This window comes from Alteromonas sp. 5NW40-0090 (assembly GCF_057552975.1).
Genome location: NZ_BAAJLT010000010.1, coordinates 72,091 through 95,206 on the forward strand (window position 1 = coordinate 72,091; position 23,116 = coordinate 95,206).

General features: G+C 45.6%; 18 protein-coding genes. 6 read left to right on the top strand and 12 right to left on the bottom strand.

Annotated elements, in window-relative coordinates; all coding sequences use genetic code 11:
• Window position 1: 1 nt before the first annotated feature.
• The 7 genes from AC27KT_RS13605 to ccmA form a co-directional block, all read right to left on the bottom strand.
• Window positions 2–688 carry a redoxin family protein gene (locus AC27KT_RS13605; protein ID WP_487130795.1) on the bottom strand — a complete coding sequence of 229 codons (687 nt, stop codon included), beginning with the start codon at window positions 686–688 and terminating at the stop codon, window positions 2–4.
• The gene (locus AC27KT_RS13610) at window positions 688–2,745 is read right to left on the bottom strand and encodes a heme lyase CcmF/NrfE family subunit (RefSeq protein WP_487130797.1); all 2,058 of its coding nucleotides are present in this window, start codon (window positions 2,743–2,745) and stop codon (window positions 688–690) included. The genes AC27KT_RS13605 and AC27KT_RS13610 overlap by 1 nt, the downstream gene beginning before the upstream one ends.
• A gap of 3 nt (window positions 2,746–2,748) precedes the next feature.
• Window positions 2,749–3,243 (bottom strand): cytochrome c maturation protein CcmE, encoded by a 495-nt coding sequence (ccmE, locus tag AC27KT_RS13615; protein WP_039223316.1) that lies wholly within the window; start codon window positions 3,241–3,243, stop codon window positions 2,749–2,751.
• A 73-nt stretch (window positions 3,244–3,316) separates the two neighbouring features.
• Window positions 3,317–3,526 (bottom strand): heme exporter protein CcmD, encoded by a 210-nt coding sequence (gene ccmD, locus AC27KT_RS13620; protein WP_487130799.1) that lies wholly within the window; start codon window positions 3,524–3,526, stop codon window positions 3,317–3,319.
• Between the two features lies 1 nt (window position 3,527).
• Window positions 3,528–4,319: a heme ABC transporter permease gene (locus AC27KT_RS13625; protein WP_487130801.1), complete on the bottom strand. Its 792-nt coding sequence runs from the start codon at window positions 4,317–4,319 to the stop codon at window positions 3,528–3,530.
• Complete coding sequence (gene ccmB, locus AC27KT_RS13630; protein WP_075176083.1) at window positions 4,319–4,984, bottom strand: heme exporter protein CcmB; 666 nt, start codon at window positions 4,982–4,984, stop codon at window positions 4,319–4,321. The genes AC27KT_RS13625 and ccmB overlap by 1 nt, the downstream gene beginning before the upstream one ends.
• Window positions 4,984–5,607, bottom strand: coding sequence for a cytochrome c biogenesis heme-transporting ATPase CcmA (gene ccmA, locus AC27KT_RS13635; protein ID WP_487130994.1), 624 nt, complete (start codon window positions 5,605–5,607; stop codon window positions 4,984–4,986). The genes ccmB and ccmA overlap by 1 nt, the downstream gene beginning before the upstream one ends.
• Before the next feature lie 323 nt (window positions 5,608–5,930).
• Between ccmA and AC27KT_RS13640 the strand changes: the two genes are divergently transcribed.
• Together AC27KT_RS13640 and AC27KT_RS13645 are read left to right on the top strand one after the other, a co-directional pair.
• Window positions 5,931–8,507 carry a flagellar hook-length control protein FliK gene (locus AC27KT_RS13640; protein WP_487130803.1) on the top strand — a complete coding sequence of 859 codons (2,577 nt, stop codon included), beginning with the start codon at window positions 5,931–5,933 and terminating at the stop codon, window positions 8,505–8,507.
• Window positions 8,508–8,518: 11 nt separating this feature from the next.
• Entirely contained in the window at window positions 8,519–8,836 is a 318-nt protein-coding gene (locus AC27KT_RS13645) for an EscU/YscU/HrcU family type III secretion system export apparatus switch protein (protein ID WP_014948509.1), read from the top strand.
• 152 nt (window positions 8,837–8,988) lie between these two features.
• Here the strand turns inward: AC27KT_RS13645 and AC27KT_RS13650 are convergent, their stop codons facing one another.
• The 4 genes from AC27KT_RS13650 to AC27KT_RS13665 all read right to left on the bottom strand — a co-directional run bounded on the left by AC27KT_RS13650 (window position 8,989) and on the right by AC27KT_RS13665 (window position 13,005).
• Window positions 8,989–10,185, bottom strand: a complete 1,197-nt coding sequence (locus AC27KT_RS13650; RefSeq protein WP_487130805.1) for an ABC transporter permease — start codon at window positions 10,183–10,185, stop codon at window positions 8,989–8,991.
• Complete coding sequence (locus AC27KT_RS13655; RefSeq protein WP_269349553.1) at window positions 10,169–10,990, bottom strand: ATP-binding cassette domain-containing protein; 822 nt, start codon at window positions 10,988–10,990, stop codon at window positions 10,169–10,171. Before AC27KT_RS13655 ends, AC27KT_RS13650 begins: the two co-directional genes overlap by 17 nt.
• Window positions 10,991–11,298: 308 nt before the next feature.
• Window positions 11,299–12,345 (bottom strand): recombinase RecA, encoded by a 1,047-nt coding sequence (gene recA / locus AC27KT_RS13660; RefSeq protein WP_014997517.1) that lies wholly within the window; start codon window positions 12,343–12,345, stop codon window positions 11,299–11,301.
• Window positions 12,346–12,465: 120 nt separating this feature from the next.
• A complete protein-coding gene (locus tag AC27KT_RS13665) occupies window positions 12,466–13,005 on the bottom strand; it encodes a CinA family protein (RefSeq protein ID WP_487130808.1) in 540 nt (179 codons plus the stop codon).
• Between the two features lie 143 nt (window positions 13,006–13,148).
• Between AC27KT_RS13665 and mutS the strand changes: the two genes are divergently transcribed.
• The 4 genes from mutS to AC27KT_RS13685 all read left to right on the top strand — a co-directional run bounded on the left by mutS (window position 13,149) and on the right by AC27KT_RS13685 (window position 20,305).
• Complete coding sequence (gene mutS, locus AC27KT_RS13670) at window positions 13,149–15,770, top strand: DNA mismatch repair protein MutS (protein WP_487130996.1); 2,622 nt, start codon at window positions 13,149–13,151, stop codon at window positions 15,768–15,770.
• Between the two features lie 156 nt (window positions 15,771–15,926).
• Entirely contained in the window at window positions 15,927–17,558 is a 1,632-nt protein-coding gene (gene pyrG, locus AC27KT_RS13675) for a CTP synthase (protein ID WP_014948503.1), read from the top strand.
• A gap of 58 nt (window positions 17,559–17,616) precedes the next feature.
• The gene (gene eno, locus AC27KT_RS13680) at window positions 17,617–18,909 is read left to right on the top strand and encodes a phosphopyruvate hydratase (RefSeq protein WP_039230614.1); all 1,293 of its coding nucleotides are present in this window, start codon (window positions 17,617–17,619) and stop codon (window positions 18,907–18,909) included.
• 304 nt (window positions 18,910–19,213) lie between these two features.
• Window positions 19,214–20,305, top strand: a complete 1,092-nt coding sequence (locus tag AC27KT_RS13685; RefSeq protein WP_487130811.1) for a polysaccharide lyase family 7 protein — start codon at window positions 19,214–19,216, stop codon at window positions 20,303–20,305.
• Window positions 20,306–20,480: 175 nt separating this feature from the next.
• Here the strand turns inward: AC27KT_RS13685 and AC27KT_RS13690 are convergent, their stop codons facing one another.
• A complete protein-coding gene (locus AC27KT_RS13690; RefSeq protein WP_487130813.1) occupies window positions 20,481–23,000 on the bottom strand; it encodes a poly(beta-D-mannuronate) lyase in 2,520 nt (839 codons plus the stop codon).
• Between the last annotated feature and the right edge of the window lie 116 nt (window positions 23,001–23,116).

Consider the following 23,116-nt stretch of genomic DNA (forward strand, 5'->3'; position numbering starts at 1 on the left):
ATTATTCCCCTCCCTGTGCACTTGCGGAGCTCTGATTATTCTTTTCATTAAGCGTGTTCGACAATGAAGGCTCTGAGGCCATAACTGCATCTACATCTACCTTTTTGCCAGACGCTTCTGCCACCAGCTTGTTGTATAGCGGGCCAACTTTGGTGTTCCAAACACGCTCGTTAATATCGCCTATGTGGTGCATGCGAATAATGCCTTCGGCGTCGATAACAAAGTGCTCAGGCGCTCCTGTTACTCCAAGGTCGAGCGACGTATCGCGATAGACATCAAAAATATTATACGCGTAAGGGTTACCGTAACGGCTGAGCATATCGGTAACTTCTTGCTGAACACGACTTAGTGTTTTAGTACCAAAGTCTGGGTCTAAGTCCTGATCAAAATACAAACCCACAATGTGAACGTTTTGTTCGCTCTTTAGCTGAGTTAGGTACGGCATCTCAACAGCGCAGGTCACGCACCATACACCCCATACATTTAATATGGTTACCTTGCCCTTTAAATCTTCAGGCGTATAGGTCACCTCTGGCTTCATCAGGTCTGGCAGTGAGAATGCAGGTAACGTCTTATCCTGAACCTGAGAATCTAACTCTCTGGGGTCAGAAAAAAGTCCTTTAAACAGGAAAATGACCAGTAAAGAGAATAACACTAATGGAATAGCAACGAGTGGTGCTTTTTTCATTATGCGCCTCCTTTCACTGAGGTATTTGATGGAGTGGATACTTGACCATGAGATTGCTCAGCGTCATTTTCACCTTTACCACCGAATACACGTTTTATCTTTTTTACTTTAGCCATACGATAACGTTTGTCGCTAATAGAAAAGATACCGCCTATAGCCATAACCACTGCACCCGCCCATAGCCAGATGACAAATGGCTTAATATAAATTCGGATGGCCCATGCGCCATTGTCTAAGGGCTCGCCCATAGCGATAAACAAATCCCTTGCGAGATTTGAGTGAATAGCGGCTTCAGTCATCGGCATACGCTGTACAATATACAAACGCTTTTCTGGCTCTAGATGCGCAATTAATTTACCGTCTTGATAAACGTCGAATACGCCTTTGTCCGCCTCAAAGTTCGGACCTTGAACCTTGACGACATCCCTAAAGCTAAAGTCATAACCGCCAAGAGAAACAGTATCGCCAATGTCCATGCGCACATCGCGCTCCATTTCGTAGTTTGAAACAAGGGTAATACCGATAATGCAGATAGCAAAACCCACATGGCCCAGCACCATTCCCCAGTGACTTGGCGTAAGCTTGCGAAGTTTAGTTAGCACCGATGCATTGTCACTGTTATTTGATGGCATTGCCGATAGACGCTGCATCACCTCTTGCACTGTAGTGACTAAAATCCAAAACACCAACACCATGCCCAACACACCCATATAGGTTGGTTCATCATAGGCAAAGTTCACTAGTACACCGGCACTTAGCGCAATACCGCCAGCGATAAATAGCTGTTTTTGTAATTCACTGGCTTTTTGCTGTTTCCAGCGCGTAAGCGGCCCAAGACCTAGCATTAATACAAAGGGCACAATCAATAAGGTGAACATTTGATTGAAGAACGGAGCACCTACCGAAATACTGCCTAGGCCTAACTCTTTGTGTACAAGTGGCAATAGGGTACCCAACAACACAACCAGTGTAGCTGCGCATAAAAAGACATTATTTCCCATTAACAACACTTCACGGGAAAACGCTTGATAGCGGCCTGGGCTTTTAAGTGAAGCAGCACGCATAGCGTAAAGCAGTAGGCCAAAGCCACTAAGTACAATCAATATGCCCAGTATAAATAAGCCTCGGGTAGGATCGCTTGCAAATGAGTGCACTGAAACGATAACGCCTGATCGCACTAAGAAGGTGCCAAGTAAACTCAAACTAAATGCGGCAATAGCAAGCAGTACGGTCCACGACTTAAACGCCTTTCGCTTTTCGGTTACGGCTAGCGAGTGCATTAGCGCAGTACCGACCAGCCAAGGCATAAAAGAAGCGTTCTCTACGGGATCCCAGAACCACCAGCCGCCCCAGCCAAGTTCGTAGTATGCCCACCAGCTGCCCAGCGCAATACCCACCGTCAAAAACGCCCATGCTGAGATAACCCAAGGCCTTGACCAACGCGCCCAGGTTGAATCTAACTGACCCGAGATAAGCGCCGAGATAGCAAACGCGAAAGCGACAGAAAAGCCTACATAGCCCATATAAAGCATAGGCGGGTGAATGATCATGCCAAAATCCTGCAGCAGCGGGTTAAGATCCCGTCCATCTACCGGGAAAAACGGCAGCATGCTGTTGAACGGGTTTGAGGTAAGCAGCATGAATAAGTAAAAACCGATGCCCACCATGCCCAATACCGACAACACCCGTGCGACCATAGCAAGAGGAATACCCTTGCTGAAAATCGCCACTGCTACTGTCCATATGGAGAGCATCAGCACCCACAGCAGAAATGAGCCTTCGTGGCCGCCCCACACAGCGGTAATTTTATAATAGATAGGAAGTCGACTATTTGAGTGCTGGGCAACATAGGCCACACTAAAGTCGTCGGTAACGAAGGCATAGGTTAAGCATACATAGGCAATAAGCGTGAAGATAAATAAGCCTATCGCCAGCGGTTTGGCCGTTGCCATTAACGCTTCGTGCTGACGGTGAGCGCCCCATAGCGGATAAACGGCCAATAATATAGAGAGCACTAGCGCAAGCGTCAGCGCAATATTTCCAATCTCTGGCACCATTATTTACTTGCCTCCGCTGCCGGTAGTCGACTCGTAGGATGGCATATTTTCAGGTTTAACGTGCTTAATGCCCTTCATTTTTTCAGCTAGCTCAGGCGGCATGTATTCTTCATCGTGCTTCGCCAGCACTTCCTGCGCTTTAATGTTGCTCGCGCCAGTGAGTACACCCGTCGCTACAATGCCCTGACCTTCGCGGAATAAATCAGGAAGGATGCCGGTGTAAGTCACGGTAACCGTTGGGCCGGTATCGATAAGGTCAAAGCTCACCGCTAAGCTTTCTTGATCCCTTTTCACACTGCCAGGTACCACCATACCGCCTATACGAAGACGCTGGCCAACCTGCGGTTTCTGTCCATTTTTACCTTCAATGATTTCGCTTGGCGTATAGAAAAGGTCAATACTGTCGTTAAGCGCGTAAAGCATCAGTCCAATTGCACTTACTATTAAAAAACCGATAATTCCCACTACGGCTAGTCGCTGCTTTCGTCTCGGGTTCATGCAACTCTCACTTCGAAAAAACTAATAAACAATAAAACGCAAATGAATACTAAGTTCACTTTTCACATTAACACTACATGCTGTCTTGCTGTTGCTGTCGCGCTTTTCTAATACGCGCTTTGCGTTCTTTTTCCACCACTACCTGCTTTAAAAGGTCACGATGTTTACTAAAACTCTGAATAGCGATAATGCCCATTGCTAAGAAGGTAACGCCAAACGAAAGCCATACATAAAATGCATAGCCGCCCATATTTAAAAAATCGGCAAAGGATTCAAACTGCATCTTAACTGCCCTCTTTTAAACTAGCAGTAGCCGCATCACCAGATTGTTGATTTAATGCTTTATTCATTGCTAGCGCTTGTACCCAAGGTCGGTGCATTTCTCTAAGCACAATCTCATTACGTAATCGTACAGTGGTCACAGCCCCAATAAAAAATGCGAAACCCAGAAGGTTAATTAACAGCGGCCACAGCATTTCAGGGGCGATCGAAGGGTTGTCGAACTTACTAATGGTCGCGCCTTGATGCAACGTATTCCACCACTCTACCGAGTAGTGAATAATGGGGATATTTACAACACCTACAAGCGCCATCACGCCTGCGGCTTTACCCGCCTGCTGTTTATCTTCAAACGCACCGTAAAGCGCAATCACGCCCATGTACAAGAAAAGCAGAATAAGCTCTGAAGTTAAACGAGCATCCCACACCCACCAAGCGCCCCACATTGGCTTGCCCCAGGCGGCGCCCGTGAATAGAGCGATAAACGTCATTACTGCGCCGATAGGCGCCATAGCAATCATGCTCATATAGGCAGTGCGCCACTGCCACACCATACCCACCAAGGCTGCAATTGCCATGGCGACATAAGTGCCCATAGACAAAATGGCGCTAGGTACATGGATATAGATAATTCTAAATGAATCACCTTGTTGATAATCTTGAGGCGCAAATGCCAGCCCCCATACAGTGCCAATGCTCAGACACACTAAAGCACCAACCCAAAACCAGGGCTGTAAAGTTAGGCAGAGCTGATACGCGCGCTCTGTCTTTGCGTAGGGGTGTAACCACTTCCACATTAGTTTTGACTCACTTTTAAAGAATACGCGATGGCAAACGGTGCCAATGCCGCAGCCAATAAAAGCATGGCGGCAATAATAGCAAGTTGCGCATGATAAGGTAATTGCAGTGCGGCAGAATCCACAGCCGACGTGGCAAATATCAGTAACGGAATAAAGACAGGGATAAGTAGCAATGCCAACAGCACCCCACCTTTTTGCAATCCAACGGTAAGCCCTACTGCGATAGCACCAATCAAAGAAAGTAATGGTGTTCCCAGCAACAATGTTAAAACGAGCGCGATATACATATCGACCGTTAAATTTAAAAACATGGCTAGCAGTGGAGAAAGCAATAATAAAGGCACGAAGCTAACCAGCCAATGGGCAGCCACTTTTACTGCACTCACCGCTGGTAATGGCATACCAGATAACATGTACTGCTCTAGCGCCCCGTCTTGGAAGTCATCGCGAAACAGCCTTTCCATCGCCATGAGCGATGACAAAATCGCCGCAATCCAAATTACCCCCGGTCCAATGCGCTGAAGGGTGTCGGGAGAAGGGCTTACACCTAAAGGAAATAAGGTCACCACCATTAGTAAAAACATCAGTGGTTGCACCAATTCCGCTTTTTGCTTGAACGCGATGTGCATGTCGCGTTTAAAAATACCTTGATAAAGTGACATTAAAAGCGGTACTCCAGGTCAAATACGCGGTGTTCCCCAGCATTTTCTGACAGTGGTTGATGCGAAGTGGTAATAATGAGACCGCCGCGACCAATGTGCTCTTTCATACTTGTCTCAAGTAAGTGAACCCCATTTACATCAAGCGCTGTAAACGGTTCGTCTAATATCCACACCTTTGCTGGCTTAAGCCATAGTCTCGATAGCGCCACACGACGCTGTTGACCAGCCGACAAATACCTAACAGGCACATCTTCAAGCCCAACTAACCCTACTTTTGCTAAGACGTCATACAGCGTATTTTCTTGCATCGATATACTATGCTGGGCTAACCAAAACGATAAGTTATCCAAGGCTGAAAGGCTGCCGTTTGTACCGCTCTTATGCCCCAAATAGAAAAGGTCGCGATAATAGCCTGTTTTGTCTTTGGAAATGTTTACACCGTTATATAACACGGCGCCCGACTCAGGTGCACTCAACCCAGTTAATATGCGAAGTAAGCTGGTTTTTCCTGCCCCGTTAGGACCGCGCAAGTACAACAACTCACCAGTATTCACAACCAGTGAAAGCCCCTCAAAAAGGGTTCTATCTCGTTTGCTGCACGTTAATCCGCACGCCTCTAACACTACTTGGCCACTCCAACCTAAAAAAGAGGTTTTGAAAAATGGCGCTAGTCTACCACATGAACGCTTTTTCGCAGTCGCGATTTCCAATTAAATATGATTTACTTCAAAGACAAAGGCATTTTTCCACAGAGCCCGTAGAACAAGGGTGAGTTGTCTTTTTGCGCAAAAATAAATTGTTCATCTGCCTTAAGAACGAATGGTTTCGCTGTACTTTATTGATGAGCACTTATTAATGATGAATCAGCCTCAAAGCACTTTGCTATAGTCAAATTTGCTATACTCAAATAAGTAAGGAAAAGCGCGACTGTGCCGATATCTTAATTATGACAATACCATTATCATCACTATTGGCAGCGGCTCTGGATCAGTCAACGGGCTCGACTTCGCCAACATCTTTATCGTCACCAGGAAACCTTGGTACTGCGACTCAAGGAACAAGTAAAAGTACTTCTCCTGCTATTGCCAACGCTGCGCTGTCGCAGGCTGCTACATTAGATAATGCGGCAAAAGTAATAGTTGAACGCTTGCCTGAACGAGTGCTATCGATAACGGTTACACCAAATAATGCATCGTCAGCGGCTCAAGTACTTAACGTTGTCTTACCCGCAGAAGTAAGCGCTAAGCTTTCTAACCAAGCAATTAATAATGCACAGCTTGTACTTTTACCTGCCCCCCCCGGCCAATTCTCAGGCCCAGAATCGAAAAATGCTTCTCAAAGTCAGTTAAGCGCTCAATCTGCAATACTCCTTTCTACAAGTTTTTCTCAACAAGGCGTGTCATTGTCAGCGCCCGATAAAGCCGAATTACTGAAAGCTGTGGCACAAGCTCTAGCTGCAAATAACGCCGCCGTTACGCTTAAAGGTCAGCTTTCTATTTCTACAAAGAGTGAAAACTTTGGGCAACTCTTGCTCACCACGGCTAAAAACGAGGCTGCTCCCCTTACGGACATAAACACTGAAAAGCTGGATAGCACGGCTAAAGCAACGCTTCAAAAGCTGGTTGGTCAGCAGGTCGTTATCGGGCTAAGCCGAGCTAGCAACGGTGGAATCGCACTGCAAATCTCTCAAGGTTTGTCCAATGGAAGCGCTGCCCCAAGAGCCAACCACAATGATTTCGCCGCTATAACCCATAAAAATGTAAGTACCAACTTACAGCAACAGCTTATTTCCAGCGCTCTTAAGCAGGGCGGCGTTGCTGTTGAGCATAACTTGAGTAACCCGCCACAACTTAACGCGCTGTTAAAAGGTTCTGGTGCTGACACTAACGCGTTAAAAGTGCTTTCTGCGTTGACCTTAACGGACAGCAAGCTCTCGATTCGCACTGCGCAACAAAGCGCGTTATTACAAATTGATGTACCTCAAAGCAAGGCCCCTTCCCTTTCGGCTCCAACTTTGACGCAGGAGCAGGTAAGTAAACTTAACCTTTCACAATTACCAAAAGTAACGGCGAAAGGGCTCGATGCCGTTACGGGAAATAGCTCGCTCGAAGCCTCTTCATCCATTACAAACCTAAAAGCAGCGGCTCCCACATCGCTTAAAGGAACGGATGTACACAACGCAATTAGTACACTTTCTCGGGTATTATTGAGCCAAACAGGCAGTACCAGCCAAGCATTAAGCCAACTCGTTGCTATTGTTGAGAATGGAAAGTTACCGCCAGGCAGCGGCGCTCCTCAAGCACATGGAACCCAGCATTTTGATAAAATTTTGCAGCACCTAAAAGGTCTTGATGCACTCAACGCGAAACCTTCGCAACTCAAAATATCTAATGGAGCGTTTATCGGCCCGCCTAAGCCTTCCAGTGAACAACTGCTAGTAACGGCAAAAGCGTCTCTGACTGACGGAAAAGATAACATGTCACCCGAGACCACTGGCATGCAAGGAAAAGACGGTGGGAGTAAATCCTCTCTTGTATCACTTGCCTCTCTCGCACAAGCGTTAAGCTCACAGGCCAAAGGCTTATCAAATAGCTTACTGAGCAACATCGCTGCTCAACTTGCGGCTACACAAGGTAAAGGCGCAAAGATACCACCATTGGTTTCAGATAGTCACGTCACTATAGCGGGTTCAAAATCAAGCGAGAGCGTAGCTGGCGAGAACGTAGGCGCTGTCGACGATTTAAAAAACGGCGCGAAAAAACTAGCGATCGATATGAACGAGCAAGGATTGTCGCAGCGCTTGCAGCAGCTTATATCCTCACAGGCGCTAGTTACCACACCAATAAACTTAACATCGCCCGTAAACGCTTCCAGCTTTGTTCAAGGGTTGGTTGCTTTGGTTCAATTAGCACTAGCGGGGCGTGCCATGCAGCGCCAGCCCGGCTTAAAAACGCAAATAGATGCGCCTGACTCTATCGTTTCAAAAACGTTAGCGAATATGGGGGTAACGATTCAACCAAGTCGCGTTAGCCATGACATGAACCAACTAGACGGCCGACAACAGCTGCTTTCTCAACTTAAAACGCTGCTAAGTAGCCACCAGCAAAACAAAATTGCTAATGTAGATAGCCGTATTCAAGGGCAAGATAGTTTCTATTATATTTTGCCATCACTTTCACAACATCAAAGTCCACCAGAACTATTGATAAAACGAGAGCAGGGTGGCCAGAACAATAAGCACGCACAAGCAGGTCAGCGTTCTCTTTGGAATATTACGATGAAACTGGATATTGGTGACAGCGGACAAGTGTTGGCAAAATCTAAAATTGATAAAAGCACCATTACTTTAGATTTGTATGCCTCAAGCGATGAGGTACTTAAACGTATCGGAGACACCCTACCCTATTTACATAAACGTCTTACTTCGCTCGGTCTGGTTGTTGAAAACACCAGCTACCAGCGAGGTCACATACCGGACACTTTAAATTCGCGCCCTCATCAAATCTTTGAAACTAGGGTTTAGGTAAAGCGTTTATGACTGATTCACAAAAGACAAAACGCGCCATCGGCCTAAAATATGACGGCGGCGATAAAAAAAACGCACCTAAAGTGGTTGCGAAAGGCTATGGAGATTTGGCGGAAGCCATTATAGCCATGGCTGAAGAAACCGGGATATTAATTCACGAAGACCCTTACTTAAGCGAAGTCCTTGCTACCCTTGATGTGGGGCAAGATATCCCTGAATCGCTGTATTATGTAATTGCCGAGTTGCTGGCCTATTCTTATGTCCTTCAAGGAAAAATCCCTCCTGGTTGGGAGGGAATTATCAAGCGTATCGACTTTGAAGTGTAGTAAACACAAAACTAGAGCGTATTGAACCTGCACTTCGAGTGTTAAATTATCCACCTTATAAAAAACCTTTCTGCCATAAAGAATAAGCCCGCTTTTAGCGGGCTTATTACAAAGATGCTAAACATCCACATGGTGCTAGGTAAGCAGTTTTGTTATCTAAACAGGACCTTTTCTTTGTTAAACCAATGGATACAGAAGAAAATCAGCCCGGTTGCTATCACTGCGGTAGACGTAAATATGCCAAAGAGTGCAAAGTAATCCATGGTACCTTTGAACAGCTCTTTCATCGCCAAAGCAACGTTAGTCAGCGGTACCCAAACCCAGCCGCCTTTAAGCTCTACACCCGGCATCATGGCAATAATTACAGGGAAAATAACCACCATAATCAGTGACCCCATGTAGCTTTGCGCCTCTTTAAATGAGCGAGCATAAATTGAAAGTGATAGTAGAATAGCGGCGAAAACTGCCACCACCGGCACCAACATTAGGAAGATCAGTAAGAAGTCTACAAGACCAATCATCGACATGATCTTAACCACAAACTCAACGGCCATGCCTTGCGATAACACCAGCCCCCATATAGCCATGGAAGAAACGGTAATAAGCGCAGTAATTATACCCGCAGTAGCGATAGTAAAGAATTTACCCAGTACCAGCTTATGACGGTCCATCGGCGATATAAGTAGCGTTTCTAATGTACCACGCTCCTTCTCACCGGCACCTAAGTCAGCCGCTGGGGCCATAGCGCCTTGAAGGCACAAGATGAAGATGAAATATGGCAGCATACCGCCTAAGCGTTCACCCCACACTTCGCGATCGTCGGCGACATTTTGCTTTTCTATCTTGATTGGCTTCAGCAAGGCCTCTTGCTGAGTTTCATTTAGATTAAGCTGCGCAAAAGCGGTTTGTTGGAATGCATCGGTATATTCATCAATGATATCGGATACGCGCCCCATCACCTTATTTAGACCCGCATCGTTGAGATAAAGCTCAATTTTATGCTGACCTGAACGCAAAACGTCACTATCAAAGGTTTCCGGAATAACCAGCACAAAATCTAATGTTTCGTTTTTGATGAGTTTGGCGTAGTCAGTCTCATCGCCAATCGCAACTGATTCGAATTTATCTGATGCGTCATTAAAAGACTGAACAATTGCTGGTGCATACGCTTCACCAACTATCGCGTATTTCAGTACTTTATTTTCAGCTTTATCCGCCGCTGAACTCATGAAAAAGAACGCGACACCGAAAATCGCTGGGAACAATAAAAGCGGTAAACCAATCATGAATATGATGGTTTTCTTATCCCGTAATAGCTCTTTGAATTCCTTTTTAAAGATTAACCACATTGCCCATCTCCTCAGAATCCATTGATAGTGTTTTTAGGAAGCTCTTATGCATTTGCCCGCCAGCCCCGTCATTACCAGACAAAGCGCTAAAGGCAGCTAGCGAATCGTTAAATACTGTTTCACCTTGGTTAATCACGGTCACCTTATCGCAAAGGGTTTGCACCTCATCAAGATGGTGAGTAGAGAAAATAACCGGGGTACCTTTATCTTTAAGGCGTTGAATGAATTCCATCACGGTACTGGTAGCCATAATATCAAGGCCGGTAGTAGGTTCATCAAGTACCACTAGTTCAGGCTCGTGTATAACAGCGCGGGCAATAGAGACTTTTTGTTTCATCCCTGACGAGAAATTCTCGGCTCGTCTATCAAGAAAGGTTTGCATATCGAGTAAGTCAGCTAATTCTTCAATACGCGCGTTAATCACATTTTTTGAAATACCGTGCAACTCACCGAAGTAGCTAATATTCTCCCTGCCACTCAAACGACCGTAAAGGCCTGTGGAACTAGATAAAAAGCCAATTTTTTTACGGGCAATATTAGGGTTAGTAAGCACATCCTCACCACCAATAATAACTTTTCCGCTATCAGGTTTGAGTGCTGTTGAAAGCATGCGAAGTGTAGTTGTTTTACCTGCTCCATTTGGTCCTAATAAACCAAGTACTTGTCCTTTTTCGCAAGTAAACGACACATCCCTTACCGATTGGAAATAGCGCCCTTTTAATCGCGGGTCCTTTTTTTCTTGTTCACTAAGCTTTTTCGGGTTTTCCACCTCAAAACGCTTAGCAAGGCCTGATATTTCAATCATTTCCCTTCCCTCTTCTCACGTGTTAACAGTCAACATCGTTCGTTATTGTTGTAGGCTTGCTTTGCTGTAGCCGCAAATTATGCCGTTCTAATTGTTGTGGCGTACTTATCTAAGTTCGTCAGTAATAGCCATCACAACCTAGTAGTCTGCACATAAAGATATTTATTACAGCATTCCTTGTTTTTATTTGTTGCACAAGTTTCAATCCGACATTAAGTGTTAGTAAATATTTCTCAATTTATTCTGTAGCTAAGCCATAAAAAAACCCACCAAGCGGTGGGTTCTTAAATTTTGATTAGGCGTTCGATTTACTCAGGAAGCACATCGTCTTCGTGTTGAGGAAGCGCCTCTTCTGCTTTAACTGTCTTAGAAAGCAATAGCTCTTGGCGGATCTTAGTTTCGATCTCATTTGCGATCTCAGGGTTCTCTTTTAAGAACTTCATCACGTTCGCTTTACCTTGACCAATGCGGTCACCCTTGTAGCTGTACCAAGCACCCGCTTTATCAACTAGCTTTTGCTTAACACCAAGGTCAATAAGCTCAGCTTCTTTGCTGATACCTTCGCCGTAGCGGATCATAAATTCAGCTTGCTTAAACGGAGGTGCAACTTTGTTCTTCACTACTTTAACGCGAGTTTCGTTACCTACTACCTCGTCGCCTTCTTTAACTGCACCAATACGGCGAATATCTAGACGAACAGAAGAATAGAACTTAAGCGCGTTACCACCGGTTGTAGTTTCTGGGTTACCAAACATAACACCAATCTTCATACGAATCTGGTTAATGAAGATACACAGTGTATTTGAGCGCTTGATATTACCTGTAAGCTTACGCAGTGCTTGTGACATTAGACGTGCCTGAAGACCAACGTGAGAATCACCCATGTCACCTTCAATTTCCGCTTTAGGTGTAAGCGCCGCTACCGAGTCAACAATAACAACATCTACCGCACCTGAACGTACTAGCATGTCGCAAATTTCTAGCGCTTGCTCACCAGTGTCAGGCTGAGATACCAATAGTTCGTCGATGTTTACACCTAGCTTTTCAGCATATACCGGGTCTAGGGCGTGTTCAGCATCAACGAAGGCACAGGTCTTACCTTTTTTTTGCGCTTCAGCAATAACTTGAAGTGTTAGCGTGGTTTTACCTGATGATTCAGGTCCGTAGATTTCAACAACACGTCCACATGGCAAACCGCCTATACCTAGAGCGATATCAATGGTAAGTGAGCCAGTAGAAATCGCTTCAATATCCATGGCTTGGTTATCGCCTAAGCGCATGATAGCGCCTTTACCAAACTGCTTTTCAATTTGGCCAACTGCGGCGGTTAAAGCTTTTGATTTGTTATCGTCCACGTAAATATCCTCTAGGATTTGCGGTTAAATTCTGTATTGGTGTTTTCCATATCTTTTATGAAATTACCAAATAATGATCACATTCTATACTGTACAAGCATACAGTTTCAACCAGTGTTTTTAATTTTCACTCAACATTTTAATTAACTGAGTAATGGCAAAGCTAATAGCGTGTTGGCGAACTTCGTCGCGATCGCCGCTGAAAACCTGTTTGATTTGCATTTCGTGCTCCCCACACAAAAAGCCAAACCACACAGTGCCCACCGGTTTTGCGTCGCTGCCACCGCCAGGGCCGGCAATGCCGCTAACCGTTACAACAAGTTGCGCTCCGCTGTTACGGCGCACGCCTTCAGCCATTTCTTTAACCGTTTGCTTCGACACCGCGCCGTACTCTTTTAACGTCTGTTCTGTTACCCCCAGAACGCTTCGCTTTGCGTCATTAGAGTACGTCACCCAGGATTGGTTAAACCAATCAGAACTACCTGCCACACTGGTAAAAGCAAAAGCGACACCTCCGCCCGTACACGACTCGGCGCTCGATACGGTCCAACCTTTGCTCCTGAGTGAGTCACCCAACACATGGACTTGCGCAGATAATGCGCTATCAAGTGTTAAAGGGGTGGCGTTTGCTGTCGAATCAGTTGAAAATGTTGTGCTCATTTGGATATACCTAATTACACCTGTTGTGCTTTATCAGATCTTCGCTTGATCTTAGTGGGCGTGAGTTTATCATTTATTCCCCTCAACAGGCATTAAACCCAGCAACAAATTCGCAGAGGCATTTTTTGGAATCACATACTCCTATGATGCGCCAATACCTGACTATTAAGGCGCAGCATCCGAATATTTTACTGTTTTATCGCATGGGCGACTTTTATGAGTTGTTTTACGACGATGCCAAAAAAGCTGCTGAATTACTGGATATTTCATTAACAGCCAGAGGAAAATCTGGTGGTGAACCCATTCCCATGGCAGGTGTGCCTTATCACGCCGTAGAAAGCTACCTGTCACGCTTAGTGAAAATGGGTGAGTCAGTAGCCATTTGCGAACAAGTAGGCGACCCAGCCACCAGTAAAGGCCCTGTTGAACGCGCGGTACAACGTATTGTTACGCCTGGTACAGTCACTGACGAAGCGCTGTTAGAAGAACGTCGCGATAATATCTTGGCCGCCGTTTGTGGTCACAGTATGCACTATGGTCTGGCAACCCTAGATGTTACAAGCGGTCGTTTTGTTGTGTTTGAATGTGACAGCGATGAAAGCTTACTTGCTGAAATTCAGCGCATTAACCCGGCAGAACTGCTCTACCCCGAAGGATTTGAAAGCTTAGCATTGGTTGAAAACCGCAAAGGACTTAGACGCCGTCCTGAATGGGAATTCGACATTGATACCGCCACAGAGCAATTAAACGCACAGTTTGAAACCAAAACATTAGACGGCTTTGGAATAAAAGGCGTCACTAAAGGATTAGGCGCAGCGGGCTGCGTTTTACAATATGTAAAGGATACCCAGCGCACTGCTCTGCCTCACATTCGCCGCATTCAGACCGAACAGCAAGACAGCCGCGTTCAGCTTGATGCCGCCACCCGCAGAAACTTAGAACTCACTCATAATTTGTCGGGTGGCCAGGAAAATACGCTGTTTAGCGTGATGGACACCACCACTACAGCTATGGGTAGCCGCATGTTACAGCGGGTTATTCACTCGCCTTTAACCGATCAGCATGAACTGCACAGCCGCTTAGATGCTGTTGAAACTTTTATTAATGATGACACTGAAGATATTCGCACCGCGTTAAAGCACATTGGTGATATAGAACGTATTATGGCGCGATTAGCCCTTCGTTCAGCGAGACCACGTGACTTCGCTCGCCTAAAAAATGCCTTTAACGCCCTGCCTGACTTACAAGATGCTCTAGCTCGGTTCGACACAGGGCAAATCCGAAGTATTAGCGAAACCATTGGCACTTACCCTGAGCTTCAAGCTCTGTTAAATGATGCTATTATCGATAACCCACCAGTGGTAATACGCGATGGCGGCGTAATTGCCGAGGGCTACAACGCCGAACTTGATGAATTGCGCAAGCTATCGCAAGGAGCTACCGACTACTTAGACGCTATGGAACAACGTGAGCGCGAGCGCACCGGCATTTCTACGCTAAAAGTGGGCTATAACAAAGTTCACGGGTTCTTTATTGAAATTAGCCGGGCGAACAGTGCATTAGCGCCTGCTGAATATATTCGAAGACAAACCCTTAAAAACACTGAACGTTATATAACGCCAGAACTTAAAGAGCACGAAGATAAAGTGCTAAGCAGTCAGGGCGCTGCGCTTGCTCTTGAAAAGCAGCTTTATGAAGCCTTGTTTGACAACTTTGCGCCGCACTTAAACAACTTAATTGAAACCGCTGCGGCGCTAGCCAAATTAGACGTGCTATGCTGTTTTGCCGAACGCGCAGTCTCCCTTGATTGGTATCGACCTCATTTGAGTCAAGAATGTGCGCTTACTTATGATGCCGGCCGCCACCCTGTGGTTGAGAACGTGATGAAAGACCCCTTCATTGCCAACCCGCTTCAGCTAGATACCGAGCGCCGCATGCTAATTATTACCGGTCCGAACATGGGCGGTAAGTCGACCTATATGCGCCAAACTGCGCTGATTGCCCTTTTGGCCTGTATTGGCAGTTTTGTACCTGCAGAAAATGCCCACATAGGAAAGCTTGATCGCATCTTTACCCGTATAGGCGCATCAGACGACTTAGCCTCAGGTCGTTCTACCTTTATGGTTGAGATGACAGAAACGGCGAACATTCTAAACAATGCCACAGAAAACTCTCTGGTATTAATGGATGAAATAGGCCGTGGTACCAGTACCTATGATGGATTGTCTCTGGCGTGGGCATGCGCGAGTTATTTGGCAAAACAGCTAAATGCTTATACGCTTTTTGCCACTCATTATTTCGAACTTACGGAACTTCCAGAAACGCAAAGCGGCGTAGTGAATGTGCACTTAGACGCGATGGAGTTTGAAGATACCATACGCTTCATGCATACCGTATCAGAAGGTGCGGCGAGCAAAAGCTTTGGTTTACAAGTCGCCCAACTTGCAGGCGTACCGAAGGCGGTAATAAAAGCAGCGCAACAAAAACTCGCGGTGTTGGAATCATCACACCTTATGACCAGCACGGAAGACGGATCAGAGAAAGCCAACGATGAGTCTTTTGTAGCGAAGAGCTCGGTAAAAGGTGTAAATAAAACAAGCGCATCAGTTAAAGTCACATCAAATACTAAAGGCCAAGCTGAAATGCTATTCCCTGATAAGCCGCACCCGGTTGTAGAAGCCCTTGAAAACTTATCACCCGATGAGTTATCACCGCGCCAAGCGCTAGACCTTATCTACACACTTAAGCGCCTGAGCCAATCTTAAACCAAGCTTAAGCGCGTATAAATTGCGCATCATGTGGGCAAATTGATTGTCTGCCCACATGAATTTGCGTATACTATCGCCCCGTCCAAAGTGTAGCTGGTTTTGTTCTAAACTCAGCCTATATTTACCATACAACCCAAACGTTCTAGGTTTCGCATGACAAATTATATTTTCGTCACCGGTGGTGTAGTTTCATCGCTAGGTAAAGGTATTGCTGCAGCATCGTTAGCCGCAATTCTGGAAGCTCGCGGTCTCACCGTAACCATGTTAAAACTCGACCCTTACATCAATGTCGACCCGGGCACTATGAGCCCTATCCAGCATGGTGAAGTATTTGTTACCGATGACGGCGCTGAGACCGACCTTGATCTTGGTCACTATGAGCGTTTTATTCGCACCCGCATGACTAAGCGCAACAACTTCACTACCGGCCGTGTATATGAAGAAGTGTTAAAGCGCGAGCGTCGCGGTGATTACCTTGGCGCAACCATTCAGGTTATTCCTCATATCACCAATGAAATTAAGCGCCGCGTAATTGAAGGTGCTGAAGGTCATGATGTAGCTATTGTTGAAGTAGGTGGAACGGTTGGTGATATCGAGTCACAACCTTTCTTAGAAGCTATTCGTCAGCTTGGTACCGAAGTAGGCCGTGAACGCGCTATGTTCATGCACCTAACGCTTGTACCTTATATGCCAGCATCAGGTGAAGTAAAAACTAAGCCTACGCAGCATTCGGTAAAAGAGCTTCGCTCGATTGGTATTCAGCCAGATATTCTAGTTTGTCGTTCGGTAGGTGCACTGCCGGCCAGTGAGCGCTCGAAAATCGCCCTATTCACAAACGTTGCCGACAAAGCCGTTATTTCTTTGAAAGACGTAGACAGCATTTACCGCATTCCTGCTGCACTTAAAGCACAAGGCATGGATCAGCTGGTAGTTGACCGTTTCGGTCTTGAGTGTGAAGAAGCCGACTTATCTGAATGGGAACAAGTACTTTACGCTGAGTCTAACCCTACTGCTGAAGTTAATATTGGTATGGTAGGCAAGTATGTTGAGCTACCTGACGCTTATAAGTCTGTAAACGAAGCGCTTAAGCACGCTGGCCTTAAAAATCGTCTGACCGTGAATATTCACCACATCGACTCGCAAGACGTGGAAAGCAAAGGTACCCAAATTCTAGAAAAACTAGATGCTATCTTGGTGCCTGGCGGCTTTGGCGAACGCGGTATAGAAGGTAAAATTGCTGCTGCCCGCTATGCCCGTGAAAACAAAGTCCCTTACCTTGGCATTTGCTTAGGTATGCAGGTAGCGCTTATCGAGTACGCGCGCAATGTTGCAGGTATGGAAAATGCGAACAGCACAGAGTTCGACCCTGAAACGCCTTATCCTGTTGTGGGCCTAATCACTGAGTGGTTAGACGCAGCTGGTACAACTGAAACTCGCACTGAAAACTCAGATCTTGGTGGTACTATGCGCTTAGGCAGCCAGCTTTGCCACCTTATTGACGGCACAAAAGTGCATGAGATGTATGGCAGCACAGAGATTTATGAGCGTCACCGTCACCGTTATGAAGTGAACAATAACCTGCGTGACCAAATCGAAGCAGCTGGATTAAAGGTAAGTGGTTTGTCCACTGACAAGCGACTTGTAGAAGTAGTAGAAATCCCTGATCATCCTTGGTTCATTGCGGGCCAATTCCACCCTGAGTTCACATCAACTCCTCGGGATGGACACCCATTATTCACTGGTTTCGTTGCTGCGGCAGGAAAATACCAGAAAGAAAATCACTAATTTCTAATAAAAGGGCGCTCTCTCCCGTTGCGCCCCATTCAATTGTTGAGGAAAAAACATGGCGAAAATTAGTCGCATTATCGGACGCGAAATCTTAGATTCACGCGGAAACCCTACCGTAGAAGCAGATGTTTACTTAGAATCAGGCGTAATGGGCCGAGCTGCAGCACCTTCTGGTGCATCTACTGGTAGCCGCGAAGCACTAGAGCTACGCGACGGCGACAAGTCTCGTTACCTAGGTAAAGGTGTAACAAAGGCAGTTGCAGCAGTTAACGATACCATCGCGCCAGCACTTATCGGTAAAGATGCACTAGCGCAAGCTGATATCGACGGCATCATGATTGACCTTGATGGCACTGAAAACAAAGAAACCCTTGGCGCGAACGCAATCCTAGCGGTTTCACTTGCAGTAGCGAAAGCAGCGGCAGCAGAGAAAGGCGTAGCACTTTACGAGCACATTGCAGACCTAAACGGTACATCTGGTCAATTCTCTATGCCAGTACCAATGATGAACATCATCAACGGTGGTGAGCACGCTGATAACAACGTAGACATTCAAGAGTTCATGGTACAGCCAGTTGGCGCGAAGAGCTTCAAAGAAGCGCTACGTATGGGTGCTGAAATCTTCCACGCTCTTAAGAAAGTACTGTCTGCTAAAGGCCTTAACACAGCGGTTGGTGATGAAGGTGGTTTTGCCCCTAACCTTAGCTCAAACGCTGAAGCGCTTGCAGTAATCGTAGAAGCCGTTGAAAACGCTGGCTACAAAATGAATGAAGACATTACCCTTGCACTAGACTGCGCGGCGTCTGAATTCTATAAAGATGGCAAATACGTACTATCTGGCGAAGATAAGAGCTTCGATTCAGAAGCGTTTGGCGACTACCTTGCTGACCTTTCTTCACAATACCCAATTGTATCTATTGAAGACGGCCTGGACGAAAGCGACTGGGACGGCTGGGCAAGCCTAACTAAGAAGATTGGTGACAAAGTACAGCTAGTTGGTGACGACTTGTTTGTAACTAACACTAAAATTCTTAAGCGCGGTATTGATAACGGTATTGGTAACTCAATCCTTATCAAGTTCAACCAAATCGGTTCACTGACTGAAACCCTTAACGCTATTAAAATGGCGAAAGACGCAGGCTTTACGGCAGTTATCTCTCACCGTTCTGGTGAGACTGAAGACGCCACTATTGCCGACCTAGCAGTAGGCACAGCAGCGGGCCAAATCAAAACGGGTTCACTATGCCGTTCTGACCGTGTTGCTAAGTACAACCAATTACTTCGAATTGAAGAAGCACTAGGTGACGCTGCAACTTACAAAGGCCGTAGCGAAATCAAAGGTCAATAAAAAAGGCTCATTGAAAAGTCTTTATTTTAGACAGTTAACAGCACATTGATGTTAACCATCATTTTTTTTAAAGCCAGTTAGCATTGCTATCTGGCTTTTTTATTTCCCCTTAATCTGAATCTTCTAGCAAACTCACCGACAAACCCACCAAAAACTTACCAATAAACCCAAAAATGTAAAACCAAATTGATCACATTGGTAAACCAATGGCAATATTGTTACTATGAAATTGCGGAAACATTAACCTATGCTATGCGACCGCAGCCCTACGTATACAGCATTAATTACATAATAAGGCCTGTTCATGAAAGCAATTTTGCCAACCCAAAAGCGCTGGCTTGTTATCTCTAGTACATTCTCTACTGTACTCGCCACTGCATTAGCAACTACAAGTCCAGTATGGGCAGAAGACCTCGCGCTGCCTGCACAAAAGTACGATTTAAGTGAGTGGTATTTAACGTTACCTGCTGACGGTAACAACGATGGAAAAGCTGACAACATTTCTGTTGAAGACCTTCAGTCTTTTGCGCATCCTTCGTTTTTCTATTTGAATAACGAAGGTGGATTGGTGTTCACCAGTCCTAACAAAGCATTAACTACAAAGAACTCTACAAATACACGAAGCGAACTGCGCCACATGCTGCGTGGCAGCAATAATTCAGTCAAAACACAGTCAGCAGAAAATAGCTTTACCGTTGCCAGTAACCCCATAGCGCGACGCTTTGCCCGTGTGGGTGGAAAAATGCAGGCCACATTGAAAGTGAATCACGTAGCGCTAAGGGCTAAGTACCCTGAAAAGCCGCCAGCATATTCTGTGGTTGTGGGGCAAATCCATGCAACGAAATGGAAAAAGAAAGTAAAAGGCTTTGGCTGGGGCAATGAACCGCTAAAAATATATTTTAAAAAATGGCCTGATCACGAAACCGGCTCGGTATTTTGGACCTATGAGCGAAACCTTCCTAAAAGCGACCCAAATCGTAAAGACATTGCCTACCCTGTTTGGGGAAACCTGTGGACCGATAGTACCGACCCTGGCGCTCAAGGCATTAAGCTTGATGAGACGTTCAGCTACACCGTGAATGTTCATGGCGATATCATGCACCTTCGGTTCGAGTCAGAAAATCATGAAACCGTTAAGTATTCCATTAACCTTGCCAATGCCGTTGATGCGTATGGACAGTTAGATAAATACGATCATCCCTACGGTTATACCCTTGATTGGAACTACTTCAAAGCTGGCGCCTATAACCAATGCAGCACAAAAGACGACCCCGCATTCTGGTACCCGGCCTGTTTAGGCACGGGTAATTGGGAAGAAGATGAAAGGAATGGTGACTACACGCGAGTAACCTTTACTGAACTTACGGTGACAGAAAGTACACCAGAAGAGAACTAGAAAAGCCTTTGTTATTCACTGCGATTGTGAATACCTAAAAAAATGCCCCATTTATTGGGGCATTTTTGTTTATCTTACCGACAAAGATACTTGTTGGCGAAAAGGCTACAGCTTCAATACTCGCTTAATTGATATACCAAACTGCTTTGCCTAGTTAATTTGTTTAGTTGATTTTTTAGTTACTCTGAGCCGGTGCTTCCCACGTTGAATAAGGCCCAACCATATTTTCTTCAATAAAGATAAGGTCGTCCAGCGCAGCACCAATACCGGCATCGTTACCCGTACCTTCCACCAAGTTATTCGCAGTGGGTTCACTCAAGCTTGCACCGTCTTCTGAGTTGTCAGCCAATATGTTGCCATCAACACCATCAACCAAAGATGTGTTATCACGCTTTGGCATAATCGGTGTTAAATCAGCAATGGTTTGAGCATAAATATGGTTATTATCATAGTCAGAATCGTTATCTAGTGCACAACCATGGGCAGGATATTCATCTTGCTTAATAGCGGTAGCACCAGCACCAGAAGTCGTGCCAAATATGTTGTTATCAGCGCTTTGATTAGCAATAAGGTTACTGTCGAAGTCCAGTGTGTAATCAAGATTAGTACAGTTTTCTGCGCCGTCGCGAGAAGAATCATCCTCAAACTGAATGGCATTAGTCGTATTTAATATCGTATTACGTGCAATAACCGTATTTAAATCTAGGCCTGCATCAATCAGTGTTTGCGTAGATGAATTACCGCTGTCGATATAATCAGAGTCGATATGCAGCGCAGCGCGGTCTGAAGAATTAGTTATTACGTTAGCCACAAAGTTGTCGGTAATTGCATGCCCCAGCGGCGTGAAAGCAATGCCCCCATCCTTGTTATTTGTACCTTCTACGCCACCAACAGTTGCCGTGTAAGGCTCGCCGCTTGAGATGATAATGTTTTGCGATACGGTATTGCCGTAACCATTTCGCAACTCGACATTACCCCAGGAATTTACAATTGTGTTGGCATGAATACTATTACCACCACCTTGAACAATAATAAGACCACGATCCATCAGTACGCGATCGAAACGGTTATATTGAACCACGTGTTCACCGCGACCCGCTCCATCGCCACTACCCGAGCGACCAACCTGAACAGCGTGACTACCTGAGTCAGTATCAAATTCTCCATCACCGTCAATAGTGGTAGGTAGGAAATCTTTGAACAGATTGTATTGAACAATGTTACGCTGATGATCGCCCAATGAGTTAGGCGTGTCACCGACACCTAGGAACATGCTAATAGCAGAGCCTTCTTCAGCTTCGTTGACGCTTTTACCAGTAAATAAGTTACGTTCAATAACATTGTCTGTACCACTAACCGTGATGTAGTGAGACTCGTCACTTGAACCTAAATTAGGTCGCGTAGCGCCTGAATCACTTAAAAAACTAGAGTTTTTAATAGTATTGCCAGAGCCGTTTAGGTCAATTGAACCACGACCTTCGCCGCAGCTACCCGCAACCGGAATCACTAACTCTTCAAACACAAGACCGTCTAATACCACACCGCTAACTGACGAACTAAATGCAATACACGTAGTGCCTGAAATAACTGCGTTCGTTTCGGCTACACGTTTAATAAGAAGATCGTTTTGAGCAATAGAGAGCTCAGCCATATCTCTATAATCATCTGCAGTATCACTGGTATTTAGCACATCCGCGATACCAATTGAGTCGCCTTCTTGTGCGTTAGCTAGCGCTGCAGTAAGTGACACTTCACCTTGCACATAAAAGGTGAATATCTGGTCATCTGCACTTTTCGATAAGTTTTCTTCATAGTTCGCATCATCGGTGTAAGATACGTTAACTGAGAGCACTTTGCCTAAGTCAGCGTCTGTAACTACTAAAGTTGCTTCTGTTGCCCCATCAATGTTGACCGCCGCAGATAAATCTTCGCCCACATTACGCGATTGCCACTGGTAACTAATTTCACCTGAAACGCCATTAGCATCAACAGGGCTGGGAGCCGTCAGTGTGGCACCTACTGTTAGCTCACCAGTAATTGGATCATCAAGCGAGCCCGTTTCATTATCAGCCGGCACTGGTGCAATAGCTTCAGTGGGCTCAGAGGTGATTGATTCATCAAATCCACTATCGTCAACATATGAAGCCATGGCCGTAATAACAGTTCCTTCGTAAACCTCAACAAGCTCAAGCGAATTAGATACTGCTCCTTCGATAACAGCGCCGTCTGAGGCCCAGCTGTAAGTTACGGTGCCAGACAAACCATTATCGTCTGTTATGTCTGCCGTTAACGTTTGCCCTACCGTTGTAGAGCCTGAAACGGTAATAACACCCTCAAAGTTAACAGGCAGCGCTTCTACCACCTCGGTTTCTTCTGTAGTAAAACCTTCACGCGTGTTGCCCAGGTCGACGTACGTAACCGCTACACGAATACGTGTACCAGCTTCATTTACCGTAAGCGTGTAAGAAGCATCGGTTGCATCTGCTATTGGTGTACCGTCTGCAAACCACGTAAACACCACTGTGTTTTGATCAATTCCGTCAGGGTCACTGACTGATGCAGTTAACGTCTCTCCTTCCTTAGCCGTTCCAGAAAGAGATAAGGCACCAGGCTGGTTTGTAGCGCTACCATCACCACCGCACCCTGCAAGCCCTAGGCTTAAGGCGCTAAGCGTTATAATACTTACTTTTTTCATTATTACTCTCGCTGCTTATTTTCTTCGATGCTGATAAACCCAACCGCCCAAAACTTACCAATAGAGCAAATCAACCTTACCAATAGATACAACCAAAATAGTTATTGGTATGTAAC